The sequence below is a fragment of the Pseudomonas sp. P1_F1_2 genome (genome assembly GCF_056405815.1).
This window is the reverse complement of the sequence record NZ_JBFUBK010000057.1, coordinates 1-24,213: the sequence shown is the minus strand read 5'-3', so window position 1 is coordinate 24,213 and position 24,213 is coordinate 1. Positions and strand designations below refer to the sequence as shown.

At 59.2% G+C, this 24,213-nt stretch carries 22 protein-coding genes; 13 read left to right on the top strand and 9 right to left on the bottom strand.

Annotated features, from left to right (window positions below; genetic code table 11):
- Positions 1–57: 57 nt before the first annotated feature.
- Complete coding sequence (locus AC1D2P_RS17775; RefSeq protein WP_477758132.1) at positions 58–4,905, bottom strand: dermonecrotic toxin domain-containing protein; 4,848 nt, start codon at positions 4,903–4,905, stop codon at positions 58–60.
- A gap of 231 nt (positions 4,906–5,136) precedes the next feature.
- Here AC1D2P_RS17775 and AC1D2P_RS17770 point away from each other — a divergent pair, with 231 nt between their 5' ends.
- Positions 5,137–6,174 (top strand): Ldh family oxidoreductase, encoded by a 1,038-nt coding sequence (locus AC1D2P_RS17770; RefSeq protein ID WP_223525521.1) that lies wholly within the window; start codon positions 5,137–5,139, stop codon positions 6,172–6,174.
- Positions 6,175–6,394: 220 nt separating this feature from the next.
- Here AC1D2P_RS17770 and AC1D2P_RS17765 read toward each other — a convergent pair whose 3' ends face one another.
- Positions 6,395–6,712: an ElaB/YgaM/YqjD family protein gene (locus AC1D2P_RS17765; RefSeq protein ID WP_046033073.1), complete on the bottom strand. Its 318-nt coding sequence runs from the start codon at positions 6,710–6,712 to the stop codon at positions 6,395–6,397.
- 164 nt (positions 6,713–6,876) lie between these two features.
- Here AC1D2P_RS17765 and AC1D2P_RS17760 point away from each other — a divergent pair, with 164 nt between their 5' ends.
- Positions 6,877–7,131, top strand: coding sequence for a hypothetical protein (locus tag AC1D2P_RS17760; protein ID WP_109786463.1), 255 nt, complete (start codon positions 6,877–6,879; stop codon positions 7,129–7,131).
- A 9-nt stretch (positions 7,132–7,140) separates the two neighbouring features.
- Here AC1D2P_RS17760 and AC1D2P_RS17755 read toward each other — a convergent pair whose 3' ends face one another.
- Positions 7,141–8,049: a LysR family transcriptional regulator gene (locus AC1D2P_RS17755; protein WP_077432109.1), complete on the bottom strand. Its 909-nt coding sequence runs from the start codon at positions 8,047–8,049 to the stop codon at positions 7,141–7,143.
- A gap of 84 nt (positions 8,050–8,133) precedes the next feature.
- Between AC1D2P_RS17755 and AC1D2P_RS17750 the strand changes: the two genes are divergently transcribed.
- Positions 8,134–9,057 carry a carbon-nitrogen hydrolase family protein gene (locus AC1D2P_RS17750; protein ID WP_258665817.1) on the top strand — a complete coding sequence of 308 codons (924 nt, stop codon included), beginning with the start codon at positions 8,134–8,136 and terminating at the stop codon, positions 9,055–9,057.
- Here the strand turns inward: AC1D2P_RS17750 and AC1D2P_RS17745 are convergent.
- On the bottom strand, positions 9,047–10,474 hold the full coding sequence (locus tag AC1D2P_RS17745) for a nucleobase:cation symporter-2 family protein (RefSeq protein WP_477758131.1): 1,428 nt from the start codon (positions 10,472–10,474) through the stop codon (positions 9,047–9,049). The two genes, AC1D2P_RS17750 and AC1D2P_RS17745, sit on opposite strands and share 11 nt — an antisense overlap.
- 149 nt (positions 10,475–10,623) lie before the next feature.
- Positions 10,624–11,517, bottom strand: coding sequence for a LysR family transcriptional regulator (locus tag AC1D2P_RS17740; protein ID WP_258665813.1), 894 nt, complete (start codon positions 11,515–11,517; stop codon positions 10,624–10,626).
- A 101-nt stretch (positions 11,518–11,618) separates the two neighbouring features.
- Here AC1D2P_RS17740 and AC1D2P_RS17735 point away from each other — a divergent pair, with 101 nt between their 5' ends.
- Positions 11,619–12,710: a polyamine ABC transporter substrate-binding protein gene (locus AC1D2P_RS17735; RefSeq protein WP_109786459.1), complete on the top strand. Its 1,092-nt coding sequence runs from the start codon at positions 11,619–11,621 to the stop codon at positions 12,708–12,710.
- 16 nt (positions 12,711–12,726) lie between these two features.
- The gene (gene speB, locus AC1D2P_RS17730; RefSeq protein ID WP_223525525.1) at positions 12,727–13,686 is read left to right on the top strand and encodes an agmatinase; all 960 of its coding nucleotides are present in this window, start codon (positions 12,727–12,729) and stop codon (positions 13,684–13,686) included.
- A gap of 52 nt (positions 13,687–13,738) precedes the next feature.
- Here the strand turns inward: speB and AC1D2P_RS17725 are convergent, their stop codons facing one another.
- Entirely contained in the window at positions 13,739–14,791 is a 1,053-nt protein-coding gene (locus tag AC1D2P_RS17725; protein WP_109787000.1) for an aldo/keto reductase, read from the bottom strand.
- A gap of 203 nt (positions 14,792–14,994) precedes the next feature.
- On the opposite strand from AC1D2P_RS17725, the gene AC1D2P_RS17720 reads away from it, so the two are divergent.
- From AC1D2P_RS17720 to AC1D2P_RS17700, 5 genes are all read left to right on the top strand, one after another.
- On the top strand, positions 14,995–15,711 hold the full coding sequence (locus AC1D2P_RS17720) for a helix-turn-helix transcriptional regulator (protein WP_046033082.1): 717 nt from the start codon (positions 14,995–14,997) through the stop codon (positions 15,709–15,711).
- Positions 15,712–15,763: 52 nt separating this feature from the next.
- On the top strand, positions 15,764–16,105 hold the full coding sequence (locus AC1D2P_RS17715) for a nuclear transport factor 2 family protein (RefSeq protein ID WP_046033083.1): 342 nt from the start codon (positions 15,764–15,766) through the stop codon (positions 16,103–16,105).
- A 137-nt stretch (positions 16,106–16,242) separates the two neighbouring features.
- Positions 16,243–17,361, top strand: a complete 1,119-nt coding sequence (gene zapE / locus AC1D2P_RS17710) for a cell division protein ZapE (protein WP_223525526.1) — start codon at positions 16,243–16,245, stop codon at positions 17,359–17,361.
- 18 nt (positions 17,362–17,379) lie between these two features.
- A complete protein-coding gene (locus AC1D2P_RS17705) occupies positions 17,380–17,961 on the top strand; it encodes a DinB family protein (RefSeq protein WP_109786996.1) in 582 nt (193 codons plus the stop codon).
- 102 nt (positions 17,962–18,063) lie between these two features.
- The gene (locus tag AC1D2P_RS17700; RefSeq protein ID WP_046033187.1) at positions 18,064–18,555 is read left to right on the top strand and encodes a GNAT family N-acetyltransferase; all 492 of its coding nucleotides are present in this window, start codon (positions 18,064–18,066) and stop codon (positions 18,553–18,555) included.
- Positions 18,556–18,625: 70 nt separating this feature from the next.
- On the opposite strand, the gene AC1D2P_RS17695 is transcribed toward AC1D2P_RS17700, so the two are convergent.
- From AC1D2P_RS17695 to AC1D2P_RS17685, 3 genes are all read right to left on the bottom strand, one after another.
- Complete coding sequence (locus AC1D2P_RS17695; RefSeq protein ID WP_046033086.1) at positions 18,626–18,835, bottom strand: hypothetical protein; 210 nt, start codon at positions 18,833–18,835, stop codon at positions 18,626–18,628.
- Positions 18,836–19,016: 181 nt separating this feature from the next.
- Entirely contained in the window at positions 19,017–20,753 is a 1,737-nt protein-coding gene (locus AC1D2P_RS17690; protein WP_109786995.1) for a phosphoethanolamine transferase CptA, read from the bottom strand.
- Positions 20,754–20,941: 188 nt separating this feature from the next.
- Positions 20,942–21,124 carry a DUF6026 family protein gene (locus AC1D2P_RS17685; protein ID WP_258665807.1) on the bottom strand — a complete coding sequence of 61 codons (183 nt, stop codon included), beginning with the start codon at positions 21,122–21,124 and terminating at the stop codon, positions 20,942–20,944.
- 247 nt (positions 21,125–21,371) lie between these two features.
- On the opposite strand from AC1D2P_RS17685, the gene gnd reads away from it, so the two are divergent.
- The 3 genes from gnd to AC1D2P_RS17670 all read left to right on the top strand — a co-directional run.
- Positions 21,372–22,376: a phosphogluconate dehydrogenase (NAD(+)-dependent, decarboxylating) gene (gnd, locus tag AC1D2P_RS17680; protein WP_477758155.1), complete on the top strand. Its 1,005-nt coding sequence runs from the start codon at positions 21,372–21,374 to the stop codon at positions 22,374–22,376.
- Positions 22,373–23,896: a glucose-6-phosphate dehydrogenase gene (zwf, locus tag AC1D2P_RS17675; protein ID WP_477758130.1), complete on the top strand. Its 1,524-nt coding sequence runs from the start codon at positions 22,373–22,375 to the stop codon at positions 23,894–23,896. The genes gnd and zwf overlap by 4 nt, the downstream gene beginning before the upstream one ends.
- A partial coding sequence (locus AC1D2P_RS17670) for an HAD family hydrolase (protein WP_477811530.1) occupies positions 23,893–24,213 on the top strand: 321 nt, incomplete at its 3' end. The genes zwf and AC1D2P_RS17670, both read left to right, overlap by 4 nt.

The window sequence follows — 24,213 nt, the reverse complement described above, 5'->3', positions numbered from 1 at the left end:
GATTTCCGGCATTCTAACTGCCGTCATGGCAATTAACTATCATTTGAGTTTTTCAGGTCAGGGGGCATTGACGTGAAGTTGTCGTCCCAAATGACCGATCAACCAGGCGATGCTGTCGGCGTTGCTCAGCTGTACCTTAAGCCGGACCAGGGGATCTTTCTTGAAGGTATGACGGGCGCCGCTGAGGTTTTCTGCGCCGGTCAACTTTAAAACATGATCTTTGACCCGCTGAGTATCTTCATGAGACGTATCACCCAGTTCCTCCCACTCGCCGGTATCAGGGTCTGGGGTCATGAATAGCTGGGTATAGGGTGTCTTGATTGAAAGCCCGGTGCTTTGAGCCTCGGACAACGCGGTTTTGAGCATCTTGGCAATCGTGGTGGACGTCCCTATCAGATCCGCGAATGGGCGGCTGACATCGAGGTAGGCAATGTCTTCAGCCTTGCAGACGATGTGTGACAGCTCATGAATAATCGTCATCGCACGGCTATGGGCACCGATAGGGAATTGCCTGTCGCGCAGGTGCTGGCGGTAGTGTTCGAAGCCGGGACTGAAGAACTTTTCAACCAGGTGTAGCTTTCGCTTCGCATCCTTCGGCGCGATGAAGGCAAACGCATCCGCCGCGCCGGCGACCATCCGGCCGACCACAAAACGATCGGAGTCGGGCTTCCTGAGCGTGGGGTCGAGCAAGGCTGCAAACACCTCGGTCACGGTTTTTTCCAACTGTTCCACGTGCGCGGGCAATACATGCTCTATGCCGATAAAGTCGGTGACGATCTGATGAACCGGGGTCTGGGTCTCTTCGGAATTCTTCAGCAAGTGCAGATTGCGAAAGCAGGTCCAGGCATAGGTAGTGGCCTGGTCCAGTGCCTCTTCGATCTGACGCGCCTTGTACGGAAACCTTTGTCGGATTTGCACCATTCCACTGGCGTCGATGTTCATGCCGCCCCACACCGCCATGGCCGTATCCAATCGGTCGAGAAGGCTGAAGTGGGGCTGTGACGTTTTTCGGTCAAGGCCCCATTGTTTCGCTGTGTTTTGGAGTAATAGAGGGCCACGGATCTGGTTACCTGCAATGCGCCAGCGAGTGCCATGCCTGGCGACCGCAAACACCTTTCCTTCAACGGGGGCGTAATGTTTTGCGGTTTTTGGATGGGTATACAGTCCACGCGATGCGTCCATGGTCAGTGAACCCAGGTCGACTTCGATGCTTTCATGGCGCTTCAAGTGCGTGCGTTCAGGGCCGGTGATGTCGACGTCATGCCATTTGAATTCGGGGGCGGGCGCCTGCGGCACAGTGGAGTCCGGCGTCGAAGGTATCTTGCTTTGAAACGCCTGCGATTGCCGTAACGATGCCAGTTGAGCAATGCCGCTGATGAACGCTCTTATCGCCGCGCCCCACTTATGCGTCTGAAGGTCTTCAGCGGATTGCTTGATGTCGCGGTAACTGCGCCACACAGTGATGGGGTAAGTGAGTTTTCCCATGAAAAACGAGACGGTCTCGTGCAGGTCTTCGCTCAGCACGTGCTTGATGGTCGCCCATTCACCGTGTTTTTTGTCGTCGGCCTGACAACCGAGCAATCGACCCAACAGCGCCGCATTGTCATTGAACAACTGGCTGAACAGGTGCCCATTGATCGGATTGGACGCCAGTGTTACCTCGCTGGTGCGGGGTTCGGAAGACGTTGCTGCTCGAGTGCCACGGTTGTGAGTGATTGCCATCCGGTATTCCAGCAGTGTCCGGTCGGGTTGCGGCAGGTGTGTGAGTAGCCAGTCGAGCAGCGGTCCCCGCGCTTTCAACTCCGCCAGCAGTTGCCCTTCGTTTTCATATTCCTTGATCCCGTGAAGAGGGCTGTGTGGCGCGACAAGGACTTGGGGCATTGCGCTATCTGTTGCCGAACCGATCAAGTAGACACCCGCAACCTTGATCGTCTGTGCCGGCTTGATCCCCAGGAATTCCAGCGGACGAATGATTGCGTGGGCACCGTCGACTGCCGCGCGGGCGATGGCGTCGGGCATGTCCATGATTTGCCGGACCAGATCAAATCCCGATTCACTCAGGCGTTCCTGCAGTTTTTCCGTGTGGGCGTAATGCATCAGTTGCCAGGGCAGTTGTCGGTAAAAGCGTTTTCTGCGATCGGCATTGGCCGGGGTGTCTGCAAGGGCTTCGTTCAGTATTTTCTGCTGTTGCTCACCCGATTTCAGGTTTCGTATCAGTTCGTTGATGTAGCGCTCGTCCATCTCCTTGGGAATCACGGTGTTCTCAAGCGATTCCAGATTGAATCGGGCCTGGTCCAGTTCCTTGAAAGGCGTCAATGCAAAGTCGGTGAGGGTTTGAGTACGGGGCGACGAAGTGGGGCGTGCGCTGATCCGGATCAGGACCTTGTCCGGGTCGATATTGAAATCGTCTGTCTTGAGTTGTTTTTCCAGTTCAGCGTGAGCCGTGCGCTGCAGTGACTGTAGGCCCGTGAGGTAATCCTGGTCGTCCTTGACGCAATCGAGGTATTGCTGCAGCAGTTCCCCGTGCAGCACCAGATCTTTAAGGGACGCCTTGGCCAGCCATGCCGGCAGTTTTTGTTGAGTCGTCAGTGACAGGGCAATCTCCGTCGCACGGCGCAATCCCGTCAGCGGCTGTCGTAACGCCACCAGGTTCAGCAGGTCGGTCAGTGGCGCGGAGGGAAGTGGCGTGGCCAATGCGCGAGTGATACACGTCTGGTCGAGATGGACATGGGGCTTTTGAAGGTGATCGAGAAAATGCCCGTGTATCTGCTGAAGTGGCGCACGTGTGTAACGTCTGCCCGGTAATCGTTCGCTACGGCTGAGGTTCTCCAAAAGGGTCAAGCGCAACGTGTCGTCATTTAGGCGATGATCGAGCTCGGCATGTAATGGAGGCAGTGCCTCGAAGGCTTCGAATCCCAATGCCGGCGTCCACAAGATGGCCTTGCCCGAATGCTTCGGGTCCAGGCCACCGCGTTCGGTCAGCACAAAACAACTGGCCAGTTTCAGAGGGGCGGCCACGCCGCTTGCCTGCAACGCCAGGGAAAACACCTGCGGCAAAAAACCGTTCAATGCGGCTCGCTGCAAATGCACCGGGCTGTCGAGCACGGTTTTGATGATGGCCTGTTCCGCCGATCCCAAGGTCCTTGCGACCGTGCGCAGGTTCAACTCAGTGCGCAACGCCGTTGACAGGGTCTGGGTAAAACTTGATTGCAAGTTCTCCACGGACGAACTGACAAGGCTCTGTACCTGGGTGAGGGTGCGCAGGCCTGGGGGAATGGCCGGATGCTTGTCCAGGAGTTGATCAAGCGCCTGCGCAACCGAATCAAGCCGCACCAGCCCTTCCTTGGCCGACTCGGCTCGTACGGTCACCGGTTGCGCACTCCAGCGCTGATCGACCCGTGTACTCCAGCGGCCGGCAGCGTCGAAGGCCAGCAGGCGGTCGTCGATCAGACCACGGACATCCAGTGCACTATCGAGCAAGGCATAGGGCGACAGCGTGCCTTCGCTTTCGCGGTAACGGCTCAAGGCATGACTGAGGTTGTCGCGTTGCTTGTCGATGATGGTGGTCATGATGTCTTCAAATGCCGGCTGCACGACGGGGGCGCCTTCAATCAAGCGTTCATCGGGCGGCAGGCCCAGAAACGTGGTGCGTTCCTCCAGCGACATGAAGTTGAGCAAGGTGTCTTCATATCCCTCGCTTTTGAGCATGTTCAGCACGATTTTTTTGACTGCCGACAGTGTGTCAGCGGCTTCAATGCCACGAGACGGGGTGTACAGAAAAGCCAATGTGTCGGCGCCTCCAATCATCAAGGCCGAGGCCAGTTCCACGTAATGCTTGAAGGGGGCGGTCACCCGCACTTTTTCAATGCTCAGAGCATCCGTGGGCGCGAGGCTGAGGTTCATCAGTTGCAGGTACTCCTGCGTCGTCAACGTGCCCTCCTGGCGCTGGAGTAGAAGCTTATGGTGGAACGTATCGCGCAAGCCTTCGCTGAAAAACGCCCGCCGCGACAGACCATTGCTCATGGCGGTGTTCCAGAACACATCGAGCTGGCTGTGCAAGTGAGGCGTGAAACTGTGGGCGATTTCTTTTACCGCGCTTTCCCACGCCAGGTTATCGGCATCGCTGCTCAGGCCGTGTCCGGGATGGGCAAAGAGCCTGGAGTCGCCCGCAGGCCACTGGTTGGTCAGGTAAAAGTGAAGGAGGGCGTCATTGAGCGATAGCGACGTTATCGTGTGCCGGGGTTCACGTTCGTCGAAGGCCGAAGGGGTACTGACAAAACTCTTCAGTCGCGTCAGACGCTGGTCCAGGGCCGGAAACGGTTTGTGCAACACGTTTTTCAATGTGTCATCGAGCATTGATTGCAGCGTTGGCAGGTTGAGCAACTGGTCCATCATGGTCTGGATGTTCTGTTCCTGGTTGCGTTCAAGCCGGACCTGTTGGTCTTGAAACACCGCGCCCGGGATTTCTGTCGTGGAAATATCAGCTGCCGCGGTGGCAGATAGCGCGCGGCGTTGATCGATAGTGAGAAAGCGTAACAACTCACGTTTGCCAGGGTTCGACGCCAGCCATTCCTTGAGCTTGCTTTTGAGGTCGTCCATGTCCGCGAACTTGACCAACCCTTTCCACGGCGTGTAAAGCGTGACTTCGCCATCATCCGGGCGACTCATGGCAAAAGTGCCAGCCAATGGAATATCCGGCGTGCCCGGCCTGTTCAGTAGCAGCAGGTAAACGTGCATAGGGTCTTTTTGCGCGATACGGGCGACCTCGGTCGCCAAATACACGTTCTTCAACCACTTCAGGTCGTCAAGGGTGAAGTTCAGTGCTTTTTCGCGGTCACCGGGCTGGCGGGCGGAGGAGGCGCGTTCTGCCTCGTCGAAAAAATAGGGGGCGGAGGGATCAATCATTGTTCTTCCTCGATTTGCCGCGATCGGTTGGCAATCGCTGACTATTGGCTGGAGGAAAAACGATACGGTCAGTCGACAGGTTGCGTGCGGTACATATTGCTTGAACCAATCAGGTGGCCGAGGCTTGACAGGACGCCGGTACAGCAGCGCTTAATCGGCGACTCTTTTGGGTTGCCTTGCAACCTTGTTTCACCCTGTTGCCCGTACTCAATAATAAAACTGGAGCTTCAGATGACCGCATCGCCCGAAATGGCCGTCAGTTCGAACACCCAAACGCTCGATTTCGACGCGCTCGTTCAATTGCTCGAACAGATTTTTGTACGCCACGGCACCTCTGCCGAGGTCGCCAGTACCCTGGCCCGCAACTGCGCCGGCGCAGAGCGTGATGGTGCTCACAGCCACGGTGTGTTTCGTATTCCCGGTTATGTCTCGACCCTGAAAAGCGGTTGGGTCAATGGCCAGGCCGTGCCGGTGGTAGAAGACGTTGCCTCGGGGTTCGTCAGCGTCGATGCCGGCAATGGTTTTGCCCAACCGGCGCTGGCGGCGGCACGCGCACTGTTGGTGGAAAAGGCCCGCAGCGCCGGCATTGCGGTGCTGGCGATTCGCAACTCGCACCATTTCGCCGCCTTGTGGCCGGACGTCGAGCCCTTTGCCTATGAAGGGCTGGTGGCGCTGAGCGTGGTCAACAGCATGACCTGCGTGGTGCCGCACGGCGCCGATCGTCCGCTGTTCGGCACCAACCCGATTGCGTTCGCCGCACCCCGGGCCGATGGCGAGCCGATTGTCTTTGACCTTGCCACCAGTGCCATTGCCCATGGCGATGTGCAGATTGCAGCACGCAAGGGGGAGCGCTTGCCGGCGGGCATGGGCGTGGACAGTCTGGGCCAGCCAACACAGGACCCGAAAGCGATTCTCGAAGGCGGCGCATTGCTGCCCTTTGGCGGGCACAAAGGGTCGGCACTGTCGATGATGGTGGAACTGTTGGCGGCAGCGCTGACTGGCGGCAATTTTTCCTTTGAGTTCGATTGGTCTAATCACCCGGGCGCCAAGACTCCCTGGACTGGCCAATTGCTGATCGTGATCGATCCAAGCAAGTCGGCCGGGCAAAATTTTGCCGAACGCAGTCAGGAACTGGTGCGGCAGATGCACGGCGTGGGCCTCAAGCGCCTTCCGGGTGATCGACGCCACCAGCAACGGGCCAAGTCCGTTGCTCAAGGCATTTCGCTGGACGCCGAGACGCTGGCGAACCTGCGAGCACTCGCGCAGTAACAAGGAAACGACAATCCTGTAGCAGCTGGCGAAGCCTGCGTCCGGCTGCGCAGCAGTCGTAAAATCAAACGATACGGTGTTTCAGGACATCCGCGTGTAGAGCATTTACGACTGCGGCGCAGCCGGACGCAGGCTGCGCCAGCTGCTACAAACCTGTGTAAGGCAGGCATGAAAAAGGCGAGCGCAATGCTCGCCTTTTTGCTGTTTAACCCAGCACCGTTTAACGTCGACCCAACAACAATCCGACCACCAGCCCGAACCCGGCAGAGATGGCGACGGTTTGCCATGGGTGACCACCAATGTAGGTTTCGGTGGCGTCGACGGCGGGTTGGGCCCGGTCGCGCGCACGGCTGACGGAGTCCCGTGCCTGCTGAAGTTTCAAGGCGATTTGCTCACGCAGGGTCTCTGCGTCATCGCCGACCAGCGCGGCGCTGCTGTTGAGCAGCTTTTCCGACTCTTCGATCAGCGTTGCCAGCTCGCTGAATGCCAGGTCCTTGATTTGCTCTTCGGCCAATTGTGCGGCGGTTTTGCGAGCCATTGAGGTACTCCTTGCAGGTAAGTGGACAGTGAACAATGGAGTCTGGCGGCAACGAAAAAGTTGCAGTGAATGTTTCCGATGAGCCTACAGGATGGAAAATCCCGAGTCGGACATTTCGTCCTACAGTGTAAGATGTCGCCTATTTTACGCAGCAGGAAATTCCCATGAGCTTCAATCTGGCCGACAAACCCCTCGCCGAGCGCGCGGCGCTGGAAGATGAAAAATCCCGTCTGTTCGACCTCTGGCAAAGCAACCTGGGCAAATCCAAGGGTGAGGCCGCGCGGTTGTTCGGTGAGCGCGCCAAGCGCAAAGGCAAGTGGGCTGAGTGGGTCCGGGCCGAACTCGACGCAATGTCACCACCGGAATACGCCAACATGGTGCGCAGTGAAGTCAACCGCCTCATGGCCGCCAACAAGTAAGGCCGTTTTTCAGGCAAAACACGCGACAATCGCCTCACGCACTTTCAATACCACCGGGTCGAGCTGAGTGCTGGTACGCCAGCCCAGTTCGATCGGGTAACGCGGCAACGCCAAAGGGCAGGGCAGCAACGCCAGGCCACTGAGCGCCGCGATGCTTTGCGCGGCGTGCGCCGGAATGGTCGCCACCGCCTGACTGCCCTTGAGCAGATGGGGCAACGCGGCAAAGTGCGTGGTCGACGCACACACCCGCCGACTGAGCCCCAGTGCCGCCAGCCCTTCATCGGTGATACCGATAAAACCACCGGACGACACCAGGATGTGATCGCGGGCAACAAACTCCTCAAGACTGATGATGGATTGCCCTTCGGTCAGGCTGGCGCGATCCACCAGGCACCTGTATCCGCCTTCACCCAATACCTGACGACTGAGCAACCGTTCGGCGAATCCACCGGCGGTGATCGCCAGATCGATGCTGCGTTCCATCAACGCATGGGCGACGATCTGGCTGTGGGTTTGCCGGAAGATCAGCCGCAGCTTCGGTGCGGTACGCGCCACTTCTTCGATCAATCGCCGGCCATAGGCGATTTCAAAATCATCCGACATCCCCACCGTTACGGAGCGACCTTCGTAATGATTGGCCGCCGGATCGACCATGGCCAGGCTCTGACGGCATTTGTTCAAGGCGTCGCTGACCACCGGTTTCAGTTGGTTGGCCTTGAGCGTCGGTGCCAGTCCACGTCCGGTGCGCACAAACAATTGATCGCCATACACCTCGCGTAGTCGACGCAACGCGGCACTGACCGCTGATTGCGTCACGCCCAGGCGTAAGGCCGCGCGGCTGGCGCTGGACTCCTCATGCAATGCTTCGAAGACTTTGAGCAAGTTGAGATCGACGGTGGCGATATTCATAGGGTTCATATCATTCAGCAGCGAATCGGGCTTTATTCATGATCCCGTGGCGCCGGAGAATGAGCAACACCTGATGCCAATGGAGTCACTGCGATGCCCAAGTCAATTGTTGCCGCGCTGCAAATCGGCTCCTTGCCCGGTGGCAAGGCCGACACCCTGGAGCAGATTCTTGCCTGGGAAAACGCCATTGCCGAATCCGGCGCCCAATTGGTGGTGATGCCCGAAGCATTGCTGGGTGGATACCCCAAGGGCGAAGGGTTTGGTACGCAACTGGGTTATCGGCTGCCGGAAGGTCGTGAGGCGTTTGCCCGCTATTTTGCCAACGCCATCGATGTACCTGGCGCCGAGACTGAAGCCCTGGCCGGTTTGTCGGCGCGTACCGGGGCCAATCTGGTGGTCGGCGTCATTGAACGCTCAGGCAGTACGCTGCATTGCACGGCGCTGTATTTCGACCCGCAGGCCGGGCTCGTGGCCAAACACCGCAAGTTGATGCCCACCGGCACCGAACGGCTGATCTGGGGCAAGGGCGATGGCTCGACGTTGCCGGTGATCGACAGTCAGGTCGGGCGCATCGGCGCTGTGGTGTGCTGGGAAAACATGATGCCGCTGCTGCGCACTGCGATGTACGCCAAAGGCATCGAGGTGTGGTGTGCGCCGACGGTAGACGAGCGCGAGATGTGGCAGGTCAGCATGCGTCACATCGCCCATGAAGGCCGCTGCTTCGTGGTCAGCGCTTGCCAGGTCCAGGATTCACCGCAAGCCTTGGGCGTGGACATCGCCAACTGGCCGGCGGATCGGCCACTGATTGCCGGTGGCAGCGTCATTGTCGGCCCGATGGGCGATATCCTGGCCGGGCCGCTGCGTGACGGCGCCGGTTTGCTCACGGCGCATATCGACACCGACGATTTGATCCGCGCGCGATATGACTACGACGTGGTCGGGCACTATGCGCGCCCGGATGTGTTTGAGCTCACCGTCGATGAACGACCTAAGCCCGGCGTACGCTTCACCTCGTAATATCGGGGTTTTCCATGACCTGAAGGATCGAGGCTTCCGGGTCGAAATCGTCTTCTTCCAGCTCGATGAACTCCTCGGGCAGGAAGATATTCAACACGATGGCGCACAACGCCCCGACGGTAATCGGCGATTCAAAAATGTTGTGCAACGCCATCGGTAACTCGCGCAACACCTCTGGCACCGCCGCCACACCCAGGCCCATGCCGAGGGATATCGCCACGATCAGCATGTTGCGTCGATGCAGGCCGGCTTCGGCGAGAATCTTGATCCCGGCCACTGCCACGGTGCCGAACATCACCAGCTCGGCGCCGCCAAGCACGGGTTTTGGCATCAGTTGCAGCACCGCGCCGATCATAGGGAACAACCCCAGCAGCACCAGCAAACCGGCGATGAAAAACGCCACGTAACGACTGGCGACGCCGGTGAGCTGGATCACGCCGTTGTTCTGCGCAAACGTGACCATCGGCATGCTGTTGAATACCGCCGCCATGGCCGAGTTGAGGCCATCGGCGAGCAGGCCGGATTTGATCCGGCGAATGTAAACCGGGCCTTTGACCGGTTGCCGGGAAATCATCGAGTTGGCGGTCAGGTCACCGGCGGCTTCCAGGGGCGACACCAGGAAAATCACCGCAACCGGCACAAACGCGACCCAATCGAAGTTAAAACCGTACTTGAACGGCACCGGCACGCTCATCAGCGGAACATCGGGCAGGCTGGCGAAACTGACGTCGCCCATCAGCCAGGCCACGACATAGCCCAACGTCAGGCCGATGACGATCGCACCGAGGCGCAGGAACGGCACATCGACCCGGTTCAACAGCACAATTGTGCCAAGCACCAGGGCCGCCAGCGCCAAGTGGCTGGCCGCGCCGAGGTCCGGTGCACCGAAGCCGCCGGCGATGTCGGTCATGGCCACTTTGATCAGCGACAAGCCCATGAGCGTGATGATGGTGCCGGTCACCACCGGGGTGATGAGCATCCGCAGTTTGCCGATGAACTGGCTCAGCACCACTTCAATGAACGCCGCAAAAAAGCACACGCCAAAGATCGTCGAGAGGATTTCATCGGTGCCGCCGCCCCGTGCCTTGACCATGAACCCGGCACTGAGAATCACACTGATGAACGAGAAACTGGTGCCTTGCAGGCACAGCAAGCCGGAGCCGACCGGGCCGAAGCGCCGGGCTTGGACAAAGGTGCCCAGGCCGGAAACGAACAGCGCCATGCTGATCAGGTAGGGCACTTCACTTTGCAGGCCGAGCGCACCGCCCATGATCAGGGTCGGGGTGATGATGCCGACAAAACTCGCCAACACATGTTGCAGGGCGGCGAATACCGTCGCGGTCAGGTGCGGGCGGTCGTTGAGGCCATAGATGAGGTCGTTGTTGCGCGAGGCGGGGGCTTTTTCAGAGGCGGTCATGATGGTTTGCGTGCCAAAAGGCGGGCCGGGTCGGAAAATGGAGGCGCAGGATGCCAGCAGCGGACAGCGAGGGCAACGCACAATAACTGCCTGAAAGGTCGGGTTTTCTCGTTCCCATGCTCCGCGTGGGAACGATCATCGCTGGGAATTCATTCAAATGCAGCGAGCAGGTCTTCTTCAAAGGCCTTCTGCGCATCGCCCGGTACCACGGCGCGGTGACGTGCCAGGTGGAACGCCACCTCAAAGCTCAAATCACCTTCTCGCACGGCGCGAAGCAAACCTTTGTCTTCCCAGCTGCGGGCAAAGTGATCAGGCAAGTAGCCCACGTGTTTGCCCGACAGAATGAAGGCGAGGGTGCCTTCGACTTGCTCGGAGCGCGCCGAGCACAATTTGCCTTGAAACGGCTCGTCACTGCGCAAAAAACGGTAGGGGTGATCGACTCGGTCACAGGCGTGCAGGGCATCGTCGCTCGGCGCGTCATCGGTGAACAACGGATGGCCGGCGGCGCAATACAAATGCTGGGTTTCGGTGAACAGTTCGCGGTAGTCAAAGGCGCTCTGCACCTGTGAAAAATAGCCGATGGCCAGGTCAAGTCGTTGTTGTAGCAGCAGGCGTTCCATTTCGCCGGGCATGGCGCTGATCAACTCGATGCGCACCGATTCGTCTCGCTCACGAAAGCGTCGTATCGCATCGGCCACCCGCTGCAGCACCGATTGATCGAGGGCCTCGGACAGGCCCAGGCGCACTTCGCCGATCAATCGGCCCGCCACGCCATTGGATTGATGACGAAACGCTTCGATGGACTCAAACAACCCGCGCGTCGCGGTCAACAGCTGCTCACCCTTGGGCGTGATCTTGAACCCGCCCTTGCCACGACTGCACAAGCGATAACCGAGCCGGGTTTCGAGCCTGGCCATTTGCTGGCTGATGCTCGACTGGCTCAAACCCAGCTCACCTTGGGCCGCGCTGAAACCGCCGCACTCCACCACACGGACAAACAGGCGCAGCAGTTGCAGGTCGAGGTCGTGAAGTTGCCCGAGCATCAAACATTACTCCGCCATAAAGTCAGGTTAACAAACTTGGTATTTCGCCAATGTATCCGAGCGCGCACGCTGCATCCACTTCCCCTGGTCAGGTGCTCGTCATGGTTCCCGTCTTCAAGTTGTGTTTACCCGCGCTGTTCCTCGCCATGGCCGCCTCGGCACAGGCCGAGGAAAAGACCCTCAATCTCTACAGTTGGGCCGATTACGTGGCGCCCGAAACCTTGCAGCGGTTTGAGCAGGAAACCGGTATTCACGTGCGCTACGACACCTTCGACTCCTCCGAAGTGCTGGAAACCAAGCTGCTGACCGGCGGCAGCGGTTATGACGTGGTGGTGCCATCGTCCAGCGTGTTGGCCCGTGGGCTGGCGGCAGGGGCGCTGAAGGAAATCCTCCATGAAGGCCTGAAGGGTTACGCTAACCTCGACCCCGATTTGCTGGAGAAACTCGCGGCCGTCGACCCCGGTAACCGCTACGGCGTGCCTTATACCTGGGGCACATTGGGTTTGGGGATGAACGTGCAAGCGGTCCAGCAGCGTTTGCCAAACGTGCCGCTCAATAGCCTGGACCTGCTGTTCAATCCGCAATACGCCAGCAAACTGAAAGACTGCGGCATCGCCATTCTCGATTCGCCGCAAGAGGTGATCGGCCTGGCGCTGCATTATCTGGGTAAAGATCCCTACAGCACCGACAAGGCGGATCTGGCTGCCGCCGAGGCGTTGTTGCATCAATTGCAACCGAATGTGCTGTACGTCGCCACCGGCCGGCAGATCAGCGATCTGGCCAATGGCAGCGTTTGCCTGGCGCTGACCTACAACGGTGATGCCAGCATGGCGGCCGATCAGGCGCACAAGGCCAACAAACCGTTCGAAGTGGTCTACCGGATTCCGAAGGAGGGCACGCTGGTCTGGCAGGACAACCTGGCGATCCCCAAGGACGCACCGCACCCTGAAGCTGCCCGGGCATTTATCGAGTTCATGTTGCGCCCCGAATCCGTCGCGGCGCTGACCAACACGCTGTTTTTCGCCACGGCCAACCAGGCGGCAACGCCGCTGGTGGATGAAGCTGTGCGCACCGACCCGGACATCTTTCCGTTGCCCGAGATGCGCGAACGCTTGTACGCCGACCAAAGCATGAGCCTCAAGGATCTGCGCCAGCGCACGCGTCTGTGGACCACGTTCCGTAGCCATCAATAATAAAAAGGAGATCACCATGGACGTCCCGATGCAAAACGACCAGGCCATGACCCGCGACAGCCTCTATGGGACTGCCGCCGAAAGCACCTACGCCGGCATCACCAGTTTCATGCGTCGTCGCTACAGCCGTGACTTGCGCGGTGTCGACGTCGCGGTCAGCGGTGTCCCGTTCGACACCGCCACCAGCAACCGTCCCGGCGCACGCTTCGGGCCACGCGGGATTCGGGCGGCCTCGACCGGGATTGCCTGGGAACGTCACTGGCCCTGGACGTTCGATCCGTTCGATCACTTGGCTGTCATCGACTACGGCGATTGCGACTTCGATTACGGCTCACCACACACGATCCCGGAAAGCATCGAGACCCACGCGGAGCACATATTGAACAGCGGCAGCGCGATGCTGACCTTTGGCGGGGACCACTTCATTACCTATCCGCTGCTCAAGGCCCATGCGCGCAAGCATGGTGCGTTGTCGCTGATCCATTTCGACGCCCACAGCGACACTTGGCCGGACGAGGACGGCAAGCGGGTCGACCACGGCACCATGTTCTGGCACGCCGCCAAGGAAGGGCTGGTGGATCCATCGCGCTCGGTGCAGATCGGTTTGCGCACCACCAACGACGATCACCAGGGTTTTCAGGTGCTGGATGCGCGTCAGGTGCATCGCCAGGGCTGCGAAGCGATCGTCGAGGCGATCCGGTCGAGGGTAGGGGATAACCCGGTGTACCTGACGTTCGATATCGATTGCCTCGACCCGGCGTTCGCCCCGGGCACCGGGACGCCGGTGTGCGGTGGCTTGAGCACGGTGCAGGCGCTGGAGATTCTGGGCGGGTTGCGCGGGATCAATCTGGTAGGAATGGACGTGGTGGAAGTCGCACCGGCCTACGATCACGCCGACATTACCTCACTGGCGGCGGCGACATTGGCGATGGAAATGCTGTGTTTGTACGCGGCCAGACATAAAGTCGACCGGTAAACACAGTCCCCTGTAGGAGCGAGCCTGCTCGCTCCTACAGGTTTGATGTGTGTCAGGCCACCGGGATGATCGGCAGGTCGAGGGTTTGGTCACCGCTAAACCGTGAAAACGATCCGGCAAGTGTTTCGTGCGGCACACCTTTGGCCACATCGCTGACGCCATCCAGTCGCGCCAATTGATCCACGCTCAGTTGCACATTCAGCGCACCGAGCGTCGCGTCCAGTTGCTCACGGGTGCGCGACCCCAGAATCGGAATCAGCGCGGTAGTCGAACGCTGGGCTTTTGCGCGCAACCAGGCAATGGCTACGTGCGTCGGGCTGGCCTCCAGCTCGGCCGCAACGGCGAGCAACGTGTCAAGGAGGGCTGTTTCGCGGGCGCCTTTTTCCGCGTGGATCAGGATGCCGAGTTTGTTCCCGCGGTTGTCGCCATCGTTGGAGCGGTACTTGCCGGTGAGGAACCCGCCACCCAGCGGCGACCATAACGTCGCGGCCAGCCCCAAGGCTTCGGCCATCGGAAGTTGTTCACGCTCGGCGGTACGTTCGGCCAGGCTGTATTCCACTTGAATCGCCGTAATGGGTGCAAAACCGCGCACCTCGGCCAACACGTCGGCGCGGGCGATGCGCCATGCCGGAAAGTTTGACAGCCCGGCGTAATGGATCTTGCCGGCGCGCACCAGGTCGTCGAAGCCGCGCAGGATTTCTTCCATCGGTGTCACGCCATCGCTCATGTGCGCCCAGAACACGTCCAGGTGATCGGTTTTGAGCCGCTTCAGGCTTTCTTCGACGGCGCGGACCATGTTTTTGCGGTTGTTGCCAGTGTGGGAAATGCTCGCCGACGGTGTCGTCCCCAAGGTGTATTTGCTGGCGATGACCAGGCGATCGCGCTCTGCTGCGATAAATTCGCTGAGCATCACTTCAGATTGTCCGGCCTGATAGCCGTTGGCGGTGTCGATGAAATTGCCGCCGGCTTCCAGGTAGCCGTCGAAAATACGCTTGGCTTCGTCACGTTCCGCGCCATGCCCCCAACCGGTGCCGAAGTTACCGGCGCCCAACGCCAATTCCGAAACGCGCAAGCCGGTTTTGCGACCAAAAACTTTGTAATGCATGGGGTGACTCCTGAAGGAAAAACGCCGGGATTTAATATAGATGTTTCGCGACATGTATTAAATATGATGCCGGTAATCTATGGCGTCAACACGCTTTTCCATGGAGGCCAAACAAGCGACCAACGGACCCACTCGCTGCTGCCACTTTCTGACAGGGGCCTCTGCTAAGCTCCGACAACTTTTTCAGAAAGAGCCTGCCCATCGTGTCGCGAACCACTCGTCTACTCACGTTGTTGCAAGTGCTGCGGGGCAAGAGTCGGCCGGTGACGGCGGCAACGCTCGCCAGCGAACTGGAAATTTCCGAGCGCACGCTGTACCGCGATATCGCCGAACTGACGGCGCTTGGCGCACCGATTTTCGGCGAAGCAGGGGTCGGTTATGTGCTGCGCAGCGGTCTGTTTCTGCCGCCCTTGATGCTCAATGCCGACGAAACCGAAGCCATCGTGCTGGGTTTGCGCTACGTCGATCAGCGCGGTGACGAGGTGTTGAGCAAAGCGGCAGCCGACGCCTTGGCCAAGATTGCCGCCGTACTGGCCCCTGAAGCCCAGGACGCGTTGCGCAACCCGACGGTGCTGCCGGGCCCGCCCGGTTATGGCTATCCGGAAAATGCCGTGCCGTTGGGCGTGTTTCGCCAGGCCATCCGCGACCAGTCCAAGCTGAGCATCGACTACGCAGACGCCAACAAGGTGCCTAGCCAACGGCTGATCTGGCCGCTGGCGTTGGGGTTTCTCAATGAAGTGCGGATCATTGTTGCCTGGTGCGAATTACGCAGTGCCTATCGGACCTTTCGCACCGACCGGATTTCGGCCGCCAATGAGCAGGGCGAGCGATATCCGGGGCGGCGTAGTGACTTGCTGCGTATCTGGCGCAAGCAGATGCAACTGGATGAGGCCGGGCGTTTCACTCCTGACAAGAACTGACACAGGCTTGTTTTAGGATGGCTCCAGAATCAACTGACAAGGAGCCGCAAACATGTCCAATCCCGCCTCTTCACTGGCGCCCGCCATCGCTGCTTACATTGCCGCCGCCAATGCGCATGACACCTCCAGGGTCGCCAGTTTTTTTGCCGAGGACGCCAATGTGTTCGATGAGGGTCAGCACCAGATCGGCACCCGCGCGATTGCCCAATGGATGGAAGACACCGCGCAGCGCTATCAACCCCGGGTCGAGGTGCTGGATGTGCAGCAGCGCACGGGCAAAGTGCTGGTACACAACCTGATCTCCGGTACGTTTCCCGGCAGCCCGCTTGAGTTGCGTTACATGTTCCGCCTTAACGACCAGGGCAAGATCGCCCGGCTGGACATCTCTCTGTAGCAGCTACCGAGTCTGCGTCCGTGCTGTAGCAGCTGCCGAGCCTGCGAGGCTGCGTCCGTGCTGTAGCAGCTGCCGAGCTGCTACAGCCCGTGTGCGGCGTTCGGCAGTGGTTACAGATCGGACGTATACTCCCGCGCATGAATGTCGACTCTCCGTTAAGCGCCTGGCAACACGCCGTTGAACACTTGGGTTTCGTCCAGGACGAAGCCCAGGAACACGCGGTGTGGGCGCTGCAAAAATGCCACGAAGCGTTGCTTGAAGGTCACACGCCAATCACTGGCGTCTACCTGTGGGGGCCGGTCGGGCGCGGCAAGACCTGGTTGATGGATCAGTTCTATCAAAACCTGCGCGTGCCGGCCCGGCGTCAACACTTCCACCATTTCATGGGCTGGGTGCACCAGCGGTCGTTTCAACTGACTGGCACCGCCGACCCCTTGAAGGCGTTGGCGCGCGAGTTGAGCCAGGAAGTGCGGGTGCTGTGTTTTGACGAGCTGTTCGTCAACGATATCGGCGACGCGATCATTCTCGGGCGCTTGTTCCAAGTGATGTTCGAGCAAGGCATGGTGATGGTGTGTACGTCCAATCAGCCGCCGGATCAGCTCTATGCCGATGGCTTTAATCGTGACCGCTTCGTGCCCGCCATTGAGGCGATCAAGCAACACATGCAGGTGATCGCCGTGGAAGGCAGCGAAGATCATCGCCTGCATCCGGGCACTGCCTTGCAGCGTTACTGGGTGACCGATGCCGCGCATCCCGACGCGCTCGGCGACGTGTTCAAGGCGTTGACCGTCGGCCAGACAGTGTCCAGCGAGCCGGTCACGGTTGGCTACCGTTGCGTCAATGTCGTTCAAGCCAGTGCCAGCGTGCTGTGGTGTCGTTATACCGACCTGTGCGAGCAGCCTTTTTCGGCGATGGACTTCATGGCGCTGTGTGACACCTACAGCGCTATCCTGTTGAGTGAAGTGCCGAACCTCAGCGCCAAAAAACGTGAAGGACGTATCGCCCGAGGTACCGAAGACGGTGTCGAGCGCGTCGTGGCGGGGGACCGTGAGTTGCCGCAACTGTCAGTCAACGACGATGGCGTGCGGCGTTTCATTGCGCTGGTGGACGAGTGCTACGACCGCAAGGTGCCGCTGTACCTCGAAGCGCAGGTGCCGATGGAGGCCCTGTACACGCAGGGGTATCTGGAGTTCCCGTTCCGCCGCACCTTGAGCCGGTTACAGGAAATGCAGCTAAAGCGTTTTGCCGACGCTTGATACTTGGGAGCCGCGATCATGCATCAACCCTTGTCTCATCACTTGCTGACCATGGCCTATCAAAATGCCTGGGCCAACCATCGACTCGCCAACGCCTGGCGTCAATTGAGTCCGGCGGAACTGGCGGCGCCACGCGTCAGCTTCTTCCCCAGTGTTTTTGCCACCCTTAATCACATCCTGACGTGCGACTGGTTTTACGTGGATGCGCTGGAACGCGAATTGCGCGGTGACGATCCGCACCCCGATTGCTACGTGTTTTTCAAAGTGGATGAGCCGTTCACCCTCGGAGCAGATCTCAAGCGTGAGCAATCACTGGTGGACAATCGACTGATCGCTTACTGCGAGCAACTGCGCGATGCAGATTTGGGGCGAGTCGTGACCATTGCCCGGGACACACCGCAACACGACAGCCGTCTGCGCTTGTTGTCTCATCTGTTTGAGCACCAGATTCATCATCGCGGCCAGGTCCATGCCATGCTCAGCGGCACCTCGGTCGCACCGCCTCAACTGGACGAGTTTTTCTGTGCCGGCGAGTCGGGGCTGAGAGCGGCGGACTTTGCCGAGTTGGGATGGACCGAGACGCTGATATGGGGTGTTTGAGGCAGGTTCAGGTTGTCGATGATGACGACTCGCGATACTGTCCATCGACTTCGCGGCGCGAGTGACGCGCCGGAACCACTTGATGGGATAGCGACAATGGAAATGGAATCCGCAGACATTCTTGTACTTCAGGCCAGCTATACCAACCCGGTGCATGCCGAAGCCATTGGCGTGGTGCTCAATGCCTATGCCCAAGACCCGATGGGCGGAGGGCATTCGTTGCCCGAAGATATTCTGCAGCAGTTGCCGGGGGAGCTGGCCAAGCGTCCCCACGCCTTCAGTGTATTGGCCTTTGTCGACGGTGCACCGGCGGGGCTGGTCAACTGCTTCGAAGGCTTTTCGACCTTTGCCTGCCGACCGCTGGTCAACGTTCACGACGTGTCGGTGGTGCCGCAGTTTCGTGGCCTGGGCCTGAGCCAGAAAATGCTGCAAAAAGTTGAAGACATTGCCCGCCAGCGTGGCTGCTGCAAGATCACCCTGGAAGTCCTTGAAGGTAACGCCGTCGCGCAAGCGTCTTACGGCAAGTTCGGTTTTGCCGCTGGCATGTTCGACCCGGCCCATGGCCGCATGCTGTTCTGGACCAAGAACCTTTAACCGGGGGCACTTGAGCGCTTTCGAGCAGGCATAAAAAAGGGCGTCCATCAGGACGCCCGGCTGGCTTCGATTACTTCGGTCTGTAGGATTCGGTCATTTGTGCGGTTTGATCGCTGGGGACGCGCAGTTCAATGTTTTTGACCTCAAAGCCATTTGCCTTTTGCTGCGCGAGATGCAAAGTCTCGTAGTAATACTGCATGCGTTCGGAGCCGTATTCTGCAAAGGCAGTGGCAGAGCCGAACGTCATCAGGCCAGCAACGATCAGGGTCGTATATTTCATGGGTGCCTCCCATTACGGGTTCAGGGCCTTTCGTCCATGAAGCTATGTCGCAGGGACATTATCTGCCGATTCCGTCAAATGGGAATGAGCACGCCAGAGCCGGGCGCCCGTGATTGAAAAGGGGGAGGAGGAACTGCGCGATGCGCAACAAAAAGGGGCCGGAACCGGCCCCTGAATGGAGCTACTGTTTAACGACGGCTGGAGCCACTTTAGGCTTCATCAAACTGAAGTCGATCAGCGGGCGGGCCTCACGCTCGTAAGGGTTGCCGATCATCAGTGGGCGCGGCTTGAAGCTGTCACTGACCAGGCTTTTGCTGCGGTCCAGTTCATCAGCACTCAACCCGGCCAGGTCGGCCCAGGTGTGAATCAGTTGCGAGCTGCTGTAAGGCCTGCTCAGGTCGGCGGCAAAGCTCCAGTCATGGTTTTCACGCCATTTCGGCGAAGCCCAGGCCATGAACGGAATGGTGTACATCGGCGCAGTCGGCTTGTTCTCGTTGCGCCCGAGGGTGCTGTGCCCCACGGAGTCAAACACATCTTCACCGTGGTCGGAGAGGTACAGCAGGAAGCCGTTCGGGTCGGACTTGGCGTAGTCCTTGATCAGGCTCGATACGACGAAGTCGTTGTACAACACGGCATTGTCATAGCTGTTGTAGGTCGGCACCTGATCGTCGCGCACACCGTCCGGCACGCCTTTGCGGTCGGTGAACTTGTCGAACGTCGGCGGGTAACGGTACTGGTAGCTCATGTGCGTACCGAGCAAATGCACAACGATCAGCTTGCGCGGTGCGGCATCGGCCAGTGCCTTGTTGAACGGCTCGATGACATCGCCGTCGTACTGGGCGGCGTTCTGATTGCGGTTGTTGTTCAGGTACACCTGCTCGTCGGCCTGCTCGGAGAAGGTTGTCAGCATGGTGTTGCGCTTGGTCATGGTCTGCTGGTTGGTGATCCAGAACGTCTTGTAGCCCGCCTGTTTCATCATGCTGACCAGCGACGGCGTAGACAGGTAAAGGTCCGGGTGTTCTTCGTCAGCGAAGGTCAGCACCTGCTGCAACGCCTCGATGGTGTAAGGGCGTGGGGTGATGACGTTGTCGAAGACCGCCAGTTGATCTTTAAGCTTGTCCAGCTCCGGCGTGGTCTCGCGCGGGTAACCGTAGAGGCTCATGCGCTGACGGTTGGTGGACTCGCCGATCACCAGCACCAGGGTCGCGGGCTGGTTGGCCATCGTGTCCGTCAGGTTTTTCAACGGGGGGATCTTGCTTGCGCTGTGCAGCATGTCTTGCATGCCAGCCAGGGTTTCCAGGTAGCGGTGATAGGCCACGGCCATCTGCCAAGGCACGGCGGGCTCGATGCGGGTTTCGAACTTATCGAAACCTTCCGCGAAACTGCCGGTGCGCGCGGTCTGTTTGACCAGCGGGTAACCAACCACGGCGATCACGATCGCCGTCGCGGCAACCAGTGCCTGCCAGCGCGGCAGGACCACCGGGCGCAAGCGGGTCCACAGGAAATAAGCGAACAGCGTATGGGCAAGGAATGCAGCGACCATCCACCAGGCGAAATACTGGGTCATGTACTCGCCGGCTTCAGAGATGTTCGATTCGAACATGATGAAGATGACGCTCTGGGAAAATTCCTGTTGGTAGATAAAGAAATAACCCAGGCTGGCCATCGAACAGGCCCACAGCACGACGCCGATCACTGCCGCCATCACACGCGTCTGTTTAGGGAACAACAGCATCGGTGCAAGCCAGATGGCGCTCATCACAAAGGCCTGGCGAAACCCGGAAAAGCCCGAGGTGCCGGTCAGTTGAATGAGTAATTGAGTGATACCGGAAAAATACCAGAAGAACAGGAATAACCAGAGAAGTGCTGCCCAATCGAGACCTTTCGCAGACGTGTTGCTGCGTTTAAACAATGCCATTCAACGCTCCAGCCAGAAATCACTTCAACGTCGAACCATCCATTGCCGACGAACAGAAACCACCCGAAAACCGAGCGGCAATAAGGGGGGCGGCAGTATCAATAGGCAAATGTGAAAAAATTGTGAAAAACGAGGGGCAAAACGAGGTCGGAAACAGTTCGAGACTGTTTCCGAATCACCTGAGCAGATCAGGCGTGGGGGGCGTGCTGGGTGACGGGCAGGGGTGGTGATTGGGTGCCTTGAGTCAACTGGCGCAGTTGCGCAAGTTCCTGCTTCAAGAGGTCGCGCTCTTCTTTTAGCTGACGCAACTCATCACGATGGATCGTGACGTAAAGGGTTTGTGCTGGCCGTGCTGCGTGTACTGTGCCCATTGCTCACCTCGCAAATGGTTGACTCAACTGTAGAACCGCCCCCTGCAATCAGGTGCTGATCTACTATCGGCGCTGATTTTGATTTCTTTTGCCCCTCAAGGGAACTTTTTTATTTTTCATGGTCGTTGTGTCTTCGGCGCGATTACCGACGTTATCCATCAGGATCGGGCACAATGCCCGGAAACTATGTGCCAACGCTCTGGACTAACCCCATGAGTCACGTTGGGCTATACCTTTGACACACTTTATTTGTAGTAGGGAGCATCAGCACATGCAACTCGGGATCATTGGACTGGGCCGCATGGGCGGCAATATTGCGCGGCGCCTGATGCTCAATGGGCATACCACTGTCGTTTACGACCGCAATACCGCCTTCATCGACACCTTGACTGCCGAGGGCGCCAAGGGCGCCGCAGACTTGCCGGCCTTGGTGGCTGGCCTGGCCAAACCGCGTGCGGTCTGGGTCATGTTGCCGGCCGGCGCGCCGACCGAAAACACCATCGACACCCTGAGCACCTTGCTCGAAGCCGGCGACACCATCATCGACGGCGGCAACACCTTCTATAAGGACGACATCCGCCGGGCGAAAACCTTGTCGGAAAAAGGCCTGCACTACATCGACGTTGGCACTTCCGGCGGCGTCTGGGGCCTGGAACGCGGCTACTGCATGATGATCGGCGGCGATGCCGAGGTGGTTAAGCGCCTTGATCCGCTGTTCGATACCCTGGCACCTGGCATGGGTGATATCCCGCGCACCAAGGACCGCAAGTCCGATGACGATCGCGCCGAACGTGGCTACATCCACGCCGGCCCCGCAGGTGCAGGCCACTTCGTGAAGATGATCCACAACGGCATCGAGTACGGGATGATGCAGGCCTTTGCCGAAGGTTTCGATATCCTCAAAACCAAGTCCAGCACCAACCTGCCGGAAGATCAGCGCTTTGATCTGAACGTCGGCGACATCGCCGAAGTCTGGCGTCGTGGCAGCGTGGTGTCGTCCTGGCTGCTCGACCTGACGGCCGACGCGCTGGCCAGCGATCCGAAACTCGACGGTTTTTCCGGTTCCGTGGCTGACAGCGGTGAAGGTCGCTGGACCATCGAAGCCGCCATGGAGCAATCGGTGCCGGTACCGGTACTGTCGAACTCGCTGTTCTCGCGCTACCGTTCGCGTGGGCAAGGCACCTTTGGTGACAAGATTCTCTCGGCCCAGCGCTTCGGCTTCGGCGGCCATGTGGAGACTGCGAAAAAATGACCCACGCGATCCGCAAGAAATCCAAGGCAGAACCCGCACCGCCCACCACGTTATTCCTGTTCGGTGCCCACGGTGACCTGGTCAAGCGCCTGCTGATGCCGGCGTTGTACAACCTGAGTCGCGATGGTTTGCTGGGTGATGGCTTGCGGATCATCGGCGTGGATCACAACGCCATTACTGACGAAGCCTTCGCTCGCAAGCTCGAAGATTTCATTCGAAGCGAAAGGGCGGCCAAGTCGGGCAAGGGCGATCAAGCCCTTGACCCGCAGGTGTGGGCCAAGCTGGCCAAAGGCATCAGCTACGTCCAGGGCGACTTCCTGGACGACAGCACTTATCAAGCGCTGGCGGCGAAAATCGCCGCCAGCGGCACTGGCAATGCGGTGTTCTACCTGGCCACCGCGCCACGTTTCTTCAGCGAAGTGGTGCGTCGCCTCGGCGCCGCAGGCTTGCTGGTGGAAACACCCGACGCATTCAGAAGGGTGGTCATCGAAAAACCGTTCGGGTCCGATCTGCAAACCGCAGAAGCCTTGAATGCCTGCTTGCTCAAAGTGATGACGGAAAACCAGATCTACCGGATCGATCACTACCTGGGCAAGGAAACCGTACAGAACATTCTGATCAGCCGGTTTTCCAACAGCCTGTTCGAAGCGTTCTGGAACAATCATTACATCGACCACGTGCAAATAACTGCCGCCGAAACCGTCGGCGTGGAAACCCGTGGCAGTTTTTATGAACACACCGGCGCCCTGCGGGACATGGTGCCCAACCACCTGTTCCAGCTCCTGGCGATGGTGGCAATGGAACCGCCAGCGGCGTTTGGCGCTGATGCGGTACGCGGTGAAAAAGCCAAAGTCGTGGGGGCCATTCGCCCTTGGTCTACCGAAGACGCCCGAGCCAATTCGATTCGCGGTCAATACGCCACGGGCGAAGTCGACGGCAAGCCGTTGCCGGGGTATCGCCAGGAAAACAACGTGGCGCCCGACAGCAATACCGAAACCTACGTCGCGCTCAAAGTCATGATCGACAACTGGCGCTGGGTCGGCGTGCCGTTCTACCTGCGCACGGGCAAACGCATGAGCGTGCGCGACACCGAGATTGTCATCTGTTTCAAACCGGCGCCGTATGCCCAATTTCGCGATACCGAGGTCGATGAGATGCAACCGACCTATCTGCGGATCCAGATCCAGCCCAACGAAGGCATGTGGTTCGACCTGTTGGCCAAACGACCTGGCCCGGCCTTGAACATGGCCAATATCGAGCTGGGTTTTGCCTATAAGGATTTCTTCGAAATGCAGCCGTCCACCGGCTACGAAACGCTGATCTACGACTGCCTGACGGGCGATCAGACGCTGTTCCAGCGCGCCGACAATATCGAGAATGGCTGGCGCGCCGTGCAGCCGTTCCTCGATGCCTGGCAGCAGGACGCAACGGTCCAGAGTTACGCGGCCGGTGAAGACGGCCCGGCAGCCGCCGACGAGCTGCTGGCCCGTGACGGTCGCGTTTGGCACAGCCTCGGATGAAGGGGGAAACGCAGCAGCCCATCCGTTTTCTGCTCAGTGACATGGACGGCACCTTGCTGCTGCCTGATCACACGCTCAGCCAGCGCACCATTGCGGCGGTACGTTCGCTGCGCGAGGCGGGCGTGCTGTTCAGCCTGGCCACCGGGCGCCCGCCCAAAGCGATGTTGCAGCAGATTGAAGCGTTGGGTGTCGATCTGCCGACGGCGGCGTTCAATGGCGGCACGATCGTCAATCCGGACGGGAGTTTGCTGGTTGCCCATTACTTGCCGGCGACGGCTGCGCTCACCACATTGACGCTGTTCGCCGATCTGCCGGAC